Source organism: Flavobacterium sp. CS20, from assembly GCF_018080005.1.
Classification (GTDB): domain Bacteria; phylum Bacteroidota; class Bacteroidia; order Flavobacteriales; family Flavobacteriaceae; genus Psychroflexus.
The window spans coordinates 802,262-817,388 of the sequence record NZ_CP073015.1; the positions used below are offsets into that span (position 1 = coordinate 802,262).

10 protein-coding genes and 2 pseudogenes are annotated in these 15,127 nt (G+C 36.2%); 10 read left to right on the forward strand and 2 right to left on the reverse strand.

The features are described 5' to 3' along the window. Positions 1-13: 13 nt before the first annotated feature. The 6 genes and pseudogenes from IGB25_RS15435 (at position 14) to pgi (ending at position 6,146) form a co-directional block, all read left to right on the forward strand. On the forward strand, positions 14-229 hold the full coding sequence (locus IGB25_RS15435; RefSeq protein ID WP_371815941.1) for a hypothetical protein: 216 nt from the start codon (positions 14-16) through the stop codon (positions 227-229). 54 nt (positions 230-283) lie between these two features. After that, positions 284-1,453: an alpha-amylase family glycosyl hydrolase gene (locus tag IGB25_RS03935; protein ID WP_371815942.1), complete on the forward strand. Its 1,170-nt coding sequence runs from the start codon at positions 284-286 to the stop codon at positions 1,451-1,453. Between the two features lie 101 nt (positions 1,454-1,554). Next, a pseudogene (gene pfkA / locus IGB25_RS03940) lies at positions 1,555-2,489 on the forward strand (6-phosphofructokinase). 83 nt (positions 2,490-2,572) lie between these two features. Further along, on the forward strand, positions 2,573-3,571 hold the full coding sequence (gene gap / locus IGB25_RS03945; protein ID WP_211066255.1) for a type I glyceraldehyde-3-phosphate dehydrogenase: 999 nt from the start codon (positions 2,573-2,575) through the stop codon (positions 3,569-3,571). 65 nt (positions 3,572-3,636) lie between these two features. After that, positions 3,637-4,506 (forward strand): BadF/BadG/BcrA/BcrD ATPase family protein, encoded by an 870-nt coding sequence (locus IGB25_RS03950; RefSeq protein WP_211066256.1) that lies wholly within the window; start codon positions 3,637-3,639, stop codon positions 4,504-4,506. A 9-nt stretch (positions 4,507-4,515) separates the two neighbouring features. Beyond that, a pseudogene (pgi, locus tag IGB25_RS03955) lies at positions 4,516-6,146 on the forward strand (glucose-6-phosphate isomerase). Positions 6,147-7,270: 1,124 nt separating this feature from the next. On the opposite strand, the gene IGB25_RS03960 reads toward pgi, so the two are convergent. Together IGB25_RS03960 and IGB25_RS03965 are read right to left on the reverse strand one after the other, a co-directional pair. Continuing rightward, complete coding sequence (locus IGB25_RS03960; RefSeq protein WP_211066257.1) at positions 7,271-7,579, reverse strand: GIY-YIG nuclease family protein; 309 nt, start codon at positions 7,577-7,579, stop codon at positions 7,271-7,273. A gap of 793 nt (positions 7,580-8,372) precedes the next feature. Next, on the reverse strand, positions 8,373-9,221 hold the full coding sequence (locus tag IGB25_RS03965) for a UDP-2,3-diacylglucosamine diphosphatase (RefSeq protein ID WP_211066258.1): 849 nt from the start codon (positions 9,219-9,221) through the stop codon (positions 8,373-8,375). 257 nt (positions 9,222-9,478) lie between these two features. Between IGB25_RS03965 and IGB25_RS03970 the strand changes: the two genes are divergently transcribed. The 4 genes from IGB25_RS03970 (at position 9,479) to IGB25_RS03985 (ending at position 15,127) form a co-directional block, all read left to right on the forward strand. Continuing rightward, positions 9,479-10,276, forward strand: coding sequence for a polysaccharide biosynthesis/export family protein (locus tag IGB25_RS03970; protein WP_211066259.1), 798 nt, complete (start codon positions 9,479-9,481; stop codon positions 10,274-10,276). After that, on the forward strand, positions 10,276-12,747 hold the full coding sequence (locus tag IGB25_RS03975; RefSeq protein ID WP_211066260.1) for a polysaccharide biosynthesis tyrosine autokinase: 2,472 nt from the start codon (positions 10,276-10,278) through the stop codon (positions 12,745-12,747). Before IGB25_RS03970 ends, IGB25_RS03975 begins: the two co-directional genes overlap by 1 nt. A 289-nt stretch (positions 12,748-13,036) precedes the next feature. Then, positions 13,037-13,876, forward strand: coding sequence for an ABC transporter permease (locus tag IGB25_RS03980; RefSeq protein ID WP_211066261.1), 840 nt, complete (start codon positions 13,037-13,039; stop codon positions 13,874-13,876). 3 nt (positions 13,877-13,879) lie between these two features. Next, the gene (locus IGB25_RS03985) at positions 13,880-15,127 is read left to right on the forward strand and encodes an ABC transporter ATP-binding protein (protein WP_211066262.1); all 1,248 of its coding nucleotides are present in this window, start codon (positions 13,880-13,882) and stop codon (positions 15,125-15,127) included.

The following is a 15,127-nucleotide window of genomic DNA, read 5'->3' on the forward strand; positions in this document are numbered from 1 at the left end:
AAACTCAACAAATATGAAATACTTGATTTATCCTTTACTACTTTGTTTTATTGTTTTTTCTTGCAAAAAACAAACAAAACAGAAAACCGATGATGAGCCTCAAACAAAAACAACAAGCCATAAACCCATTTCAAATGATGTTCTCGAAACTTCGGTGATTTATGAAGCCAATATACGTCAGTATTCTAAAGACGGAAGTTTTGAGGCTTTCACCAAAGACATTCCATGACTCAAAGAACTTGGGGTTAAAGTCATTTGGTTGATGCCCGTTTATCCCATTTCAATGAAGAGAAGAAAAGCCACACCTGATTTGTCTATCGAAGATATTAAAGACCCAGAAGAAAAAAAGAAATATCTTGGAAGCTATTATGCTATTGCCGATTACACCGCAACAAACCCTAAATTTGGAACACTAAATGATTTTGAAAAATTAGTCAAAACCGCTCACGACAATGATATGTATGTCATTTTAGATTGGGTAGCTAATCATACTGGTTTTGACCACCATTGGATAACCGAACATCCAGAATATTACACAAAAAACAAAAAAGGTGAAATCACCGATCCATTAAACCCTGAAACTGGCGAACCTTGGGGTTGGACAGATGTTGCAGATTTAAATTACGACAACAAAGACCTGTGGGATGCTATGAAAGATGAAATGGCGTTTTGGATTAAAAATTACAATATCGATGGCTTTAGATGTGATGTCGCAGGCAATGTGCCGACAGCCTTTTGGGATTATGCTGTGCCCAAACTCAAAGAGATTAAACCCATTTTTATGTTGGCTAAAAGCGAAGACAAAGATTTATTCTACAAATCGTTTGATATGGGCTACAACTGGGAAGGTCATCATATTATGAATGAAATAGCTCAAGGCAAAATGAACGTCAAAGATTGGGATGCGTATATGACTAAGATTGATACCACCTACCAAAAAGACGATTATCTGATGAACTTTGTAACCAATCACGACGAAAATTCGTGGAGTGGAACCGTTGAAGAACGAATGGGTGATGCTGCTGATGCTATGATAGCTTTTACCTATGCTATACCAGGTATGCCGTTGATATATAGTGGCTTAGAATATGATTTGAATCACAGGTTGAAATTTTTTGAAAAAGATGAAATTCCAAAAACCAAAGGACATAATTGGGCTTTATTAGCAAAATTAGGAGAGCTAAAAAACACTAATAAAGCCTTAAATGGTGCAAAAAAAGCCGCGTCTTATAAACGCTTATCAACTTCAAAGGATAAAAACATCATAGCTTTTGAAAGAACAAAAGGCGATGATAAAGTGATTTATATTTCAAATTTTTCTGATGAAGAACAAAGCTTTACAATTGATTATAATGGAAAATTTTCATCTCTCATCAACGGTAAAACAGTTGAACTCAAATCTGACAAGTCTTATGATTTTAAACCTTGGCAATTTTGGATTTTAACAGAGTAAACTTAAAAGAATTAAGCCTTGTAATAAGAGTTATCAACCGAAAACGTTTTAGACTGTAGAAATATTAGCATATAACTAAAAAAACTGATATTTTTGAAATCATGAAACATACTTTAAAAACAATTGCAGTTTTGACTTCAGGTGGCGATTCGCCTGGTATGAATCTTGCCATTAGAGCCGTTGTCAGAAATGCGACTTATAACAAGCTGAATTGTTACGGCATATATAGAGGTTATCAAGGACTCATAGAAAACGAATTTGTAAAACTCGGTCCACGTAGTGTAAAAAACACCATCAATCGAGGTGGAACGTTTCTGAAATCTGCACGATCAAAAGACTTCAGAACCAAAGAAGGTCGCCAAAAAGCTTTTGATAATTTAAAAACAAGAAAAATTGACGCTTTGGTGGTCATTGGTGGCGATGGCTCTTTTACTGGTGCAGATATCTTTAGCAAAGAATTTGATATGCCTGTCATCGGTATTCCTGGCACCATTGACAACGACATCAATGGCACTGATTATACCATTGGTTACGATACTGCACTTAACACCGTGGTAGAAGCTATTGATAAAATCAGAGATACCGCAAGCTCTCACGACCGCTTGTTTTTGGTTGAAGTGATGGGAAGAGATGCTGGTGATATTGCTCTAAATAGTGGAATAGGAGCTGGTGCTGAAGAAATTTTGATACCAGAACAAGACCTTGGCATTGAAAGATTGATTGAATCTCTACATAAAAGTAGAATTTCGGGAAAAACCTCAAGCATAGTAGTTGTAGCTGAAGGCGATCAAATTGGTAAAAACATAACTAAACTGGCTTCTGATATCGAAAAAAACTTACCAGATTACGAGATAAAAGTTACTGTTTTAGGTCATATTCAACGCGGCGGTTCCCAAGTCGCTATGATAGAGTGCTTGCCAGCCGTCTCGGTGTTGGTGCAGTTGATGCTTTATTGCAAGGACAAAGCAACATTATGGTTGGTATTCAAAATAAAAACATCGTGTTTATACCTTTTGAAACCGCTATAAATGTTTAAAAAACTTTAGACTTAGATCTTATCAGAGTTGCTGATATCGTATCGACTTAATTTAATTGAAATTTAATTTAAAATAAAAAATAATGAAAACAAAAATTGGAATTAATGGTTTTGGAAGAATTGGAAGAATTGCTTTCAGAATCACTCAAGAAAGACAAGACGTAGAAGTTGTAGCCATCAATGATTTGCTTGATGTTGATCATTTGGCATATCTTTTAAAATACGACTCTGTTCACGGAAAATACAACAAATCTGTTGAAGTCAAAGATGGCAATCTCGTTGTTGATGGAAAAACCATTAGAGTAACCGCAGAAAAAAATCCAGCAGACCTTAAATGGGATCAAGTTGGGGTTGATGTGGTTTGTGATTGTACAGGTATTTTTAAAGACCTCGCTTCAGCTTCAGCTCACTTACAAGCTGGTGCCAAAAAAGTAGTCATTTCTGCACCTACCAAAGACACACCTATGTTTGTGATGGGTGTCAATCACAAAGATGTGAAACCCGAAGACAAAGTGGTTTCTAATGCATCTTGCACAACCAACTGTTTAGCACCAATTGCCAAGGTTATCGATGATAATTTCGGAATTGTAGAAGGCTTGATGACTACGGTTCACGCTGCTACTTCTACTCAATTTACAGTAGATTCGCCTTCACGCAAAAATTATCGCTTAGGTCGTAGTGCTATCAACAATATTATTCCTACAAGCACTGGAGTCGCTGTTGCTGTAACCAAAGTTATTCCTTCACTAAAAGGAAAACTAACAGGTATGGCATTTAGAGTTCCAACCGCTGATGTTTCTGTGGTAGATCTAACCGTAAGAACTGAAAAATCAGCAACTTACGAAGAAGTAAAAGCTGTCGTTAAAGCCGCTTCTGAAGGCGAACTAAAAGGTATTTTGTCTTACACTGATGATGAAGTCGTCTCTCAAGATTTTGTTTCTGAAGGAGCAACTTCAAATTTTGATGCTAACGCTGGAATCGCTTTGAATGACAACTTCTTTAAGTTGATTTCTTGGTATGACAACGAATGGGGTTTTTCAAGTAAAATGATTGACCTAGCAACTCATGTTGCAAAAGTTTAATAAATAAAACTAATCAAAAAGGCTTGTGAGCATTCACAAGCCTTTTTGATATAACAATTACGATTATGATAATTATTGCTGATGGTGGTTCAACCAAATGTGATTGGCTTTTGCTTGACGATGAAGGTCAACAGGTTTTAAAAACCAGAACCAAAGGTCTAAATCCAGCTGTTTTTAAACCCGATGTTTTAAAAGAACGCTTAGAAGAAAATGAAGATTTAGCCAAAATTAAAAATGATATTACACGTATAGATTTTTACGGTGCTGGATGTGGCACGCCAACGCCACGTCAAACTCTAAAAGATATTTTACAAGAATTTATACCCCATGCCGAAATTAACGTGGAAGAAGATATGGTGGCAGGTGCTTATGCGACTACCAATGAGCCTGGTATAGTTTGTATTCTCGGTACAGGCTCAAATTCGTGTTTCTTTGACGGCAAAAAAATATATATGGAAGTTGAGTCTCTCGGCTATGTTTTGATGGACGAAGCAAGTGGTAACTATTTTGGCAAACGCTTGATCAGAGATTATTACTATAAATTTATGGGCGATGATATGAGCCGTGAGTTTGCAAGTCGATACGATTTAGATGCAGATACCATAAAACGAAATGTTTATAAAAAAGAAAATCCCAATACTTATTTAGCTTCTTTTGCTGAATTTATTTTCACATCTGAAGAACGCAATGGCTATTTCTATAAATTAATTTATGAAGGAATGGAAAAATTTATTGAACGTCGTGTGATGTGTTATAAGAACGCACAAAATGTGCCTATTCATTTTATTGGCTCTATTGCTTTCTTTTCTGAAGACATCATCAGAGATGTCGCTAAGCGTTACCACTTGAATATTGGCAACATTATCAGAAGACCAATAGATGGTTTGATCAATCATTATCAAAAAAATGTCATTCCACATTATAAAAAAGTTTAAAACCTGAAAATGCCTTTACCTCATACAAAACCTACCCAAACCAAAGCTTGGCAAAAACTTTCAAAGATTTTTAAAGCAGAAAAGCATCAAAGTATTCTTCAACACTTTGAGGACGATAAACACAGAACGGATGATTTTTGCATTCAATTTGAAGACTTGTTATTTGATTTTTCTAAAAATAGATTGTCAAAAAACGCCTTTGATGCTTTAATCGATCTTGCTCATGAAACGGATTTAAAGACGGCTATCAAAGCTCAGTTTTCTGGCGAAGTTATCAATCAAACCGAAAACAGACCAGTTTTGCATACCGCTCTAAGATCTAAGGATGATGTAAAAATTAATGAAGTATCAATAAAAGAATTAGTTGAAAACACCAAAACTCAAATATCTAATTTTGTCCAAAAAGTAGAAACAGGAGAATGGAAAGGCTATTCAGGCAAAGCTATTACCGATGTGGTTAATATTGGCATTGGTGGTTCAGACCTTGGTCCGCAAATGGTTGTTGAAGCTTTAACACATTATCACAAAAAACTAAATATACATTTTATTTCAAACGTTGACGGCGACCATGTTGCTGAAACAATTAAAAATCTAAATCCAGAAACCACACTTTGCATTGTGGTTTCAAAATCCTTCGCCACACAAGAAACCTTGACCAATGCCAATACGCTGAGAAGCTGGTTTCTAAAATACACCAGCCAAGACCAAATTCAACACCATTTTGTAGCAGTTTCTGCCAATGTAGAAAAAGCTAACCGATTTGGCGTTTCGTCTAAAAACATCTTCCCGATGTGGGATTGGGTTGGAGGTCGATTTTCGCTGTGGAGTCTGCAGGACTTTCAATAGCTTGTGCTGTTGGGTTCAAAGCTTTTGAAGAACTATTGCAAGGGGCTCAACAAATGGACAAACATTTTCAAAACGAACATTTTGAAAAAAATATTCCCGTGGTGTCTGCTTTATTGGGTATTTGGTACAATAATTTTTATGATGCTGAAAGCGAAGCCATTATTCCATACACACAATATCTACAAAAATTAGCACCTTATCTGCAACAAGCCAGTATGGAAAGCAATGGCAAAGGCGTTGACAGAAACGGAAAACCAGTTGATTATCAAACAGGAACCATTGTTTGGGGTGAACCTGGCACCAATTCTCAGCACGCATTTTTTCAATTGATGCACCAAGGAACCAAATTGATTCCTGCTGATTTTATCGGTTTTAAAAAGCCCTTAAACCACTATCAAAATCATCACGACATTTTGATGGCTAATTTTTTTGCTCAAACCGAAGCTCTGATGAATGGCAAAAATGAAGATGTTGTGATACAAGAACTTCAATCTCAAGGCTTAAATGCTGAACAAATTAAAAAACTAACACCCTTTAAAATCTTTGAGGGCAACAGACCCACCAATACGATTGTATTTGATCAACTCACGCCCAAAAGCCTCGGTATGCTTATCGCTATGTACGAACATAAAATATTTGTGCAAGGTGTGATTTGGAATATTTTTAGCTACGACCAATGGGGCGTTGAGCTCGGAAAACAATTAGCCCAAAAAGTGCTTAAAGATTTCAAAGGCAATGAAATTGACACCCATGATGCATCGACTCACAGATTGATAAAATACTACAAATCTTAATTGAAGTAGGTAAAGTTGTGTTGACTTGTTATTTTTTTTCTTAAATTTATATCAAATTTAAACTGATGTTTTTTAAGATATTTGCTTGTTTTGTTTTGTTAAGCTTTTTCATAGCCCACGGTTTAAACCGCGGGCTATGAAAAATGCACAATCCTAACCGTTTCAACGGTTTTAAATAGTTAGATTGGAGCCATTCTATTTATAACAACGTGAGTTCAATTCAAATTCCAATAAAATACAGATATGTAATCACTTGTCATGTCGATAGAGCGTAGCATGAGCGACGAGACATCTCAGATGAGATTTCTCCTCATTCTCCCTGTCATTCCGAGGCAAACGCAGTGACGAGGAATCTCTCAGTGAACCAAACCTCCCTTGTCATTCCGAGGCAAACGCAGTGACGAGGAATCTCCCAGTGAAATGAAAACCAATCTTGTCATTCTGAACGGAGCCTGCCGACCCCTTGTCATTCTGAACGGAGCCTGCGAAGTGAAGAATCTTTTCGTGAAATGAACCCTAAAACGTGAAAAAAGATTCCTCCTACCGTCGGAATGACATTCCCTTGTCATTCTGAACGGAGCCTGCGAAGTGAAGAATCTCTCAGTGAACCGAACCCCACTTGTCATTCTGAACGCGACTCGCGGAGTGAAGAATCTCTCAGTGAACCGAACCTCAAAACGTGAAAAAAGATTCCTCCTACCGTCGGAATGACAACCGATCGTCGGAATGACAAACCCCTTGTCATTCTGAACGGAGCGCGCGGAGTGAAGAATCTCTCAGTGAAATGAAAACCAATCCTGTCATTCTGAACGGAGCCTGCGAAGTGAAGAATCTCTCAGTGAAATGAAAACCAATCTTGTCATTCTGAACGGAGCTCGCGGAGTGAAGAATCTTTTCGTGAAATGAACCCCAATACGTGAAAAAAGATTCCTCCTACCGTCGGAATGACAACCGATCGTCGGAATGACATTCCCTTGTCATTCTGAACGGAGCTTGCGGAGTGAAGAATCTTTTGGTGAAATGAAAACCAATACGTGAAAAAAGATTCCTCCTGCCGTCGGAATGACATTCTACTTGTCATTCTGAACGGAGCCTGCCGGAGTGAAGAATCCCTAATACTACATTCAAATCTCATTATTTAAAAACTTCCATTCGGGGTTAAAATCATTAATCAATTTTTCTTTTTTCTCTCTTCTATATCCTTTTATCTGTTTTTCCCTAATGATAGCATCATCTATAGAAGTAAAATGCTCATAATATATCAAATAATAGCAACGGTATTTAGTCGTAAAAGCTTTTGATGTTGCGGGAGGATTTTTGTGAAAATGTAGTCTTTCATTAAGGTTATTAGTTACTCCAGTGTATAACACAGACTTATTCTTATTAGTTAAGATGTAAACATAATAATTATGAGTTCCTAAGGTCTTTAGCATGGCTTAAAATTATTAAAAAATTAAATATTATCAAAGCAAAAGATTCCTCTACCGAAGCTTCGGTAGAGGAATGACATTGCCTTGTCATTCTGAACGGAGCCTGCCAACCCCACTTGTCATTCTGAACGGAGCCTGCGGAGTGAAGAATCTCTCAGTGAAATGAAAACCAATCTTGTCATTCTGAACGGAGCTTGCGGAGTGAAGAATCTCTCAGTGAACCGAACCCCAATACGTGAAAAGAATTCCTCCTACCGTCGGAATGACAACCTACCGTCGGAATGACATTCCCTTGTCATTCTGATACCGAAGTCTCGGTAGAGGAATCTTTCAGTGAACCGAACCCCAATCTTGTCATTCTGAACGGAGCTCGCGGAGTGAAGAATCTTTCAGTGAACCGAACCTCAAAACGTGAAAAAAGATTCCTCCTACCGTCGGAATGACAACCGATTGTCGGAATGACATTCCCTTGTCATTCTGAACAGAGCCTGCGGAGTGAAGAATCTCTCAGTGAAATGAAAACCAATCTTGTCATTCTGAACGGAGCCTGCGAACCCCTTGTCATTCTGAACGGAGCCTGCGGAGTGAAGAATCTCTCAGTGAACCGAACCCCAATACGTGAAAGAAAGATTCCTCCTACCGTCGGAATGACAACCGATCGTCGTAATGACAAACCCCTTGTCATTCTGAACGGAGCCTGCGGAGTGAAGAATCTTTCAGTGAACCGAACCCCAAAACGTGAAAAAAGATGTAGTCAAAAAAAACAAATCTTTCTAAAATTGATTTGATATAAACGCTATTTGTTTTTGAGTTTTGAAATTATTGTCATGGCAGTCAACAAATCATTAGGTTTCTCTTGATCAACTTGATCAACTTTATCAATGCTATCTGTGTCAAATTTGAGTTCATCATATTTAACAAGTTTCCACTTTTTGTCATTATATTCAAGTGCGGTAAGATTTTCTACCCAATCTCCAGAATTCAAATACAAGCAAGTACCGTTTTTGTTGACTTTTCTGATGATCTGTGGCTGATGAATATGTCCACAAATCACATATCTATAATTGTTGTCTATAGCTAAATCAGAAGCTACATTTTCAAAATCAGAGACATATTTAACAGCTTTTTTGACGCTATTTTTGATTTTTTTTGACAATGAATATTTTTCTTTTTTAAATTTAATTAGCCAAAAGTTTATAAACCTATTCAATAAAATCAACAAATCATAGCCCCAACCACCGAGTTTGGCAAGCCATTTGGCTTTTTGGATAGACGAGTCAAATACATCACCGTGAAAAAACCAAGCTTTTTTGCCATCAAGAGTCATGATTTTTTTATCAACAATTGATAGATTACCGATTTTTGTATCGCTGAATTTTCTCAACATTTCATCATGATTACCAGTCAAATAAATCACTTCAGTACCTGTTGCAGATAGACTTATTATCTTTTGTATCACTTTTAGATGAGACTTTGGAAAGTAATTTTTTCTAAACTGCCATATATCTATAATGTCGCCATTAAGTATCAATGTTTTAGGCTCAATACTGTTCAAATATTCCATCAGTTCCTTGGCATGACAACCAAAAGTGCCGAGATGAACATCTGATATAACAGCTATCTCAAGAGGACGTTTTTGCTTCAAATTTTTAGGTTTACAACAAATTAACGATGTATTGCTCTAAACTAAGTCAAGCTAATATTACGTTTACGAAGTATTATTGTTAACAACTCTATGGCTTTTGTTACTCTAATATTAATTTTTTCTCTCCTCATAGCTATAATGTGAGCCATACTGTGGCTTTTTATAATCAATACATCTCAGGTCTTATTGAGTTTAAAGTTTATTTATTTTTCATATTCAAACCTAAAGTTTATATTTGTTGGCTTAAAAAAAAATCTATGCCAATCTTTAGATTCTTGTGTTTTGTATTAGGTTTTTTAGTGCTTCAATCTTGTGTGAGCAAAAAAAAGTTGACCTATTTGCAAAAAAAACAAGACGAACAAGCCTATCAAATAGACAGCATTGCTCAACTTAGGATGACACAAAAGCCCTACCGAATCCAAATCGGTGATATGTTGAGTATTAGAGTTAAAGCCCTTGATCCAGAGTTGGTCAATGCTTTTAACCCCATTGGGCAATCTCAACTTAATGCAACCACTGAAGAACGCGTTTATTTTGACGGGTTCACCGTTGACAGACAAGGCGAAATAGAAGTCCCCGTTCTAGGTAAGCTAAAAGTCATTGGTCTTACCTTAGAAGAAATTGAAAAAAAATTAGAGAAAAGACTCCTTGACGAATACTTTAAAGACACCTCTAACGTTTTTGTAACCGTAAAACTTCCTGGCATTCCATATACCACCATTGGTGAGTTTGGCAGTACAGGTAGTAAAGTGATTTACAAAGAGAAATTAACCATTATGGAAGCCATAGCCAACTCTGGCGATATCACCCTAACTGGCGACAGACAAAATGTTATTGTCTTTAGGCAATACCCAACTGGGGTCAAACGCCACACCATCGACCTTACAAATATCGATGCCATTAATTCTCCTTACTATTATGTCAAACCTAACGATTTGATCGTGGTTAATCCTCTGCCACAAAAATCTCTCGGTTTAGGCACAAACGCTTTTGGTACCTTGTCATCGTTGATTTCTCTTGCCATTTCATTAACCGTTATAGCTCTAAGACTCTAATGCAAGAACTCGATTTCTCCAACGCTAATTCATATTTTGACTTCAAGGCTTTTTTGTTTAAAATGCTTGCCAAGTGGTATTGGTTTGTCTTTAGTATCGCTATTGGTCTTGGTATAGCCTATTATATCAGTGTACGAAAACTCCCTATCTATAAAATGAGTTCAATCATAGCTCTAAAAGACGAGCAGAACTCTTTGTTTGCCAACTCTAATACCAGTTTAACCTTTAACTGGGGTGGACAATCCAACAAAATGAGTTCAACAGTTATGACCCTCCAAACCCGAACTCACAATGAAAAGGTAGTTAGACACCTCCAATATTATTTACAATACCTCGAACAAGGCAAATACCAAAAAGTAGATGCTTACGGACGAACACCATTTCAAATTGATGTCCAGCAAGACGCATTTCAACTCAAGGGAAAACTCATGAAAGTCCAATTGCTTGACGATAAGCAATTTGTGATTTCTTTTGACATTGAAGAAGAACCCCAATATCTATCTTACTATAATTACGCAAAAGAAAGCTCTAAACAAGAAAAATATCAACCCGGACAATACATTGATACCTTTGATATCGACAAACCTATTGCGAGCAAATTTTTTACAGGAAAATTAACCCGTATTGATGGTGATAATACTGAGTCAAAAGTGTACTATATACAATTTTTAGACTTTAATTCAGTTGTAAAAAACTACAGAGACATTGTTGTTGAATCCAGTGAAAACGGCGGCTCAATAATAAATCTCAGCCTAACAGGAAACAACAAAGATAAACTTGTAAAATATCTCAACACCACATCAAAAATTTTAAGCGATGACTTATTAGCTCAAAAAAACCTATTTGCCACCAAAACCATTAGCTTCATCGACAGCACACTAAGCGAAAAAGCTTCTGAACTTGATGTCTTTGAAAAAGAACTCAATGCCTACAAGTTAGACAACAAAATTATTGACCTTGACGCCAAAACCGAAAGACTTAAAGATAAACTGATCAGCCTTGACATGGAAAAAGAAGCCATGGAGGAACAAATCAACTACCTTGACAGGCTGAAATCTTATCTACAAAATCGCTCTACCTACGAAAATCCACCTGCTCCAAGCGTCGTTGGCATCAATGAAGAAAGCATCGTTGAAGGCGTTCAAAAAATGGTTGAATTGTCGCTACAACGCAGTAAATTTCAATATCTTGCCAAAAGCAATTTGCCCAAATTTAAAGATATTGACCGTCAAATTGACGCCACAAAAAAAATACTGTTTGAAACTATAGACTCGTTTAAAGATAATATGTCTCAGCAAATTAAAGACATAGAACAACAACTAAAACAAGCCGAAAAAGAAGTAAGTGTATTTCCTAAAGAACAACAAGGCCTCTTAAAAATAGAAAGACGATACGACCTTACTCAACAAAGCTACAACCTGTTTTTGTCTAAACTTAATGAAGCCAAGTTGATCAAAGCTTCTAATGTTAGTGATATCCATATCATTGACGAAGCCAAAGACGTTGGTGGTCACAAAATCGGTCCTAACAACCAACTCAACTATGTCATGGCTATCTTTTTTGGAGCTGGTGTCCCTTTGGCAGTTATTTTTGTTTTGGTCTTGCTCGACAACAAAATCAACACTCCTTCCGATATCACCAAACTTGTTAAAACCCCTCTTATTGGTGTGATAGGCAAATCTAAACTCGAAACCAATAAAGCAGTTTTTGCCCAACCCAATTCTGTGATTTCTGAAAGCTTTAGAGACATCAGAACCAGCCTTCAGTTTGTATTTAAAAACAAAAGCATCGAAGGAGCAAAAACCATTTTAATCACCTCTAGTATTAGTGGCGAAGGCAAAACCTTTACGGGCTTAAATCTCGCCTCTATCATGGCTCTTAGTGAAAAGAAAACCATTTTAGTTGGACTAGATTTAAGAAAACCCAAAATTCATAAAGATTTTGACGTTGATAGAGAAAAAGGCGTTTCAAACTATATCTCAAATCAATTAGAATACAAAGACATTATCCAAAAATCTAACTATGAATACTTAGATATTTTGACCTCAGGAACTATTCCTCCAAACCCTTCTGAGCTGATCATTGATAACCGCATGGATGAATTGATGAACCGACTCAAAAGCGAATACGACTTCATCATCCTTGATTCGCCACCCATAGGTCTGGTTTCTGATGCTATCAACCTGGTTAAATATGCAGACACAACCATCTATGTGGTCAGGCAAAACTATACCAAAAAAGGCATGCTCAGCTTACTTAAAGAAAATACCAAAAAAGGTAAACTCAAAAATGTTAATGTTGTTCTCAACTACTTTAAGGTAAAAAGTAAATACGGCTATTACAACTATGGCTACGGATATGGCTTTGGATATGGATATGGCACTTATGGTAGAAGCTATCTAAACAAAGAAAAACGCAACAAAAGCTTAAAAAGACGTATCAAACATAAATTAAAAAATTGGTTTAGTTAGTGGGTAGTTGGTAGTTGATAGTAGGTAGTTCGTAGAGGATAGTTTTTAGTAAATAGTAAATAATAAATAAGACATATAAAATGAGTGAACAGTCAGCAGTTGGCAGTTAGCAGTGAACAGTGAGTAGTGAGTAGTGAGCAGTGAGTAGTGAGCAGTAATTAGAAATTATAAACGCGAAATATAAAAATGAACAATAATCAATCAACAAAAACCCGTTCCCTCTCTTTTGGAGAGGGCTAGGGAGAGGCTTTAGGGTTAGGCTTAAACCAACAACGATTAACGACAAAACATGCAAGAACAGATTTACCAAAAAGAGACCAATAGAAATATCCCCAAGCTTATTGGGCAAAGTCTTCGCGATCTTAACAAATCTCGTTTTTTAGCATTTCAATTAGCTAAAAGAGATATATCAGCTCAATACCGTCAATCCTATCTTGGCATTATATGGGCGTTTGTACCGCCTTTAGCCACTGCTTTTGTATGGATGTTTCTCAACTCTAGCGGAACTGTTGAATTAACCGATACCGGCATTCCTTATCCTGTATATGCTTTTGCTGGAACCTTGCTATGGTCTATTGTTACAGAAGCTATCAACTCACCTATACAAAGTACTACTGCGGCCAAGTCTATTTTAACTAAAATTAATTTCCCAAAAGAAGCCTTAATCACTTCGGGGATTTTAAAACTCTTATTTAATTCATCGGTAAAAGTAATTTTACTTTTAATTTTTATATTTTTTTACGGTGTTAATCTCAGTTGGGGTTTATTGTTGTTTCCTTTTGCTATTCTTGGAGGCTTAATTGTGGGTAGTACTATTGGTCTATTGCTTACACCAATTGGCATGCTTTATCAAGACATCAGCAAGTTGATTACTTTCGGTATGCAATTTATCATGTATGTCACACCTGTCGTGTTTGCTGTACCTGAATCGGGAACTATGAAAACGATTATGGAGATTAACCCTTTAACACCTATTATTACTGTAGGAAGAAACCTTGCCGTAGGTTTACCGCCAACGTATTTAAGTTATTTTTTAATTGTTTTAGCGGCTTGTATTCCATTATTTTTTATTGCATTGGTGTTTTATCGCATTTCAATTCCTATTTTTGTTGAACGATTAAGCGCATAATATATGAGTAAAACCTTGACTACACCTCAAACTCAAAATAAAATCAATACTTCTCAAGAAGTGTTGGTAGAGGTTAACGGCTTGTCTAAAAAGTTTTGCAAAGACCTTAAAACTAGCCTTTGGTATGGTGTTAAAGATTTAATTTCAGGCTATTCGGGTAATAAAAAGAAACGCGAACTCCGACCTAAAGAATTTTGGGCTGTAAAAGACATTAGTTTTACCTTAAAACGTGGCGAATGTCTCGGCTTAATTGGTCATAATGGGGCAGGTAAATCAACTTTACTCAAAATCCTCAACGGTCTGATCAACCCTGACGAAGGACAAGTGAAAATGCGAGGTCGAGTAGGGGCTTTAATAGAACTCGGTGCAGGATTTAATCCTGTTTTGACTGGTCGAGAAAACATTTACAACAATGGAGCAATACTCGGTTTTACAAGAAAAGAAATAGACCAAAAACTCCAAACCATTATAGGTTTTGCGGAGTTAGAAGAGTTTATTGACATGCCTGTTCGCAATTATTCCAGCGGAATGAAAGTACGCTTGGGTTTTGCCGTAGCTACCCAAATGGAACCTGATATACTGATTATTGATGAAGTGTTGGCGGTTGGGGATATGGGTTTTGTGCTTAAGTGCTTTAAAACTATTGATACTATTTTACCACATACAGCAATAATTTTTGTATCGCATTCTATGCCGATGGTTTCCCGAATTTGTAACCAAATTATTTTAATGGATAAAGGTCAAGCTAAATTTCAAGGTGATGATGTTTCTAAGGCAATTGATTTGTATTATACACGTTTTACAACAAACAATTCAAATGTTGTTTTCACGGATAAATCTTTAAAAATCTTAAAAGCAAAAGTGCTTAGTAAATATTCAGAAAGAAAAGTGCCAATATTAAAATGGGGTGATGACTTAGAGCTTGAATTAGAAATTGAAATCCTTGATGATATTGATAATACTTTTCAAATAGATGTTATATTTTATGATAAGGAACAGAGACCAATTGCTTCACTAAAAAGAGATACTAGTTTTAATTATAAAAGTTTAATTAAAAGCTCAAAATTAAAAATTTTACTAAAACATCATAAATTACAATTCTCTCAAGGTATATATTCAATAAACATTTCTATTGTTGATCAATTTGGTCCTAAGTACAGAGTAAATTCAATTTGCGAATTTCAGATAACTAATAATCAACACGTTTGGCGACCTTTTATGCTTAACTCAAAAGTTATAAATTTAAACTAA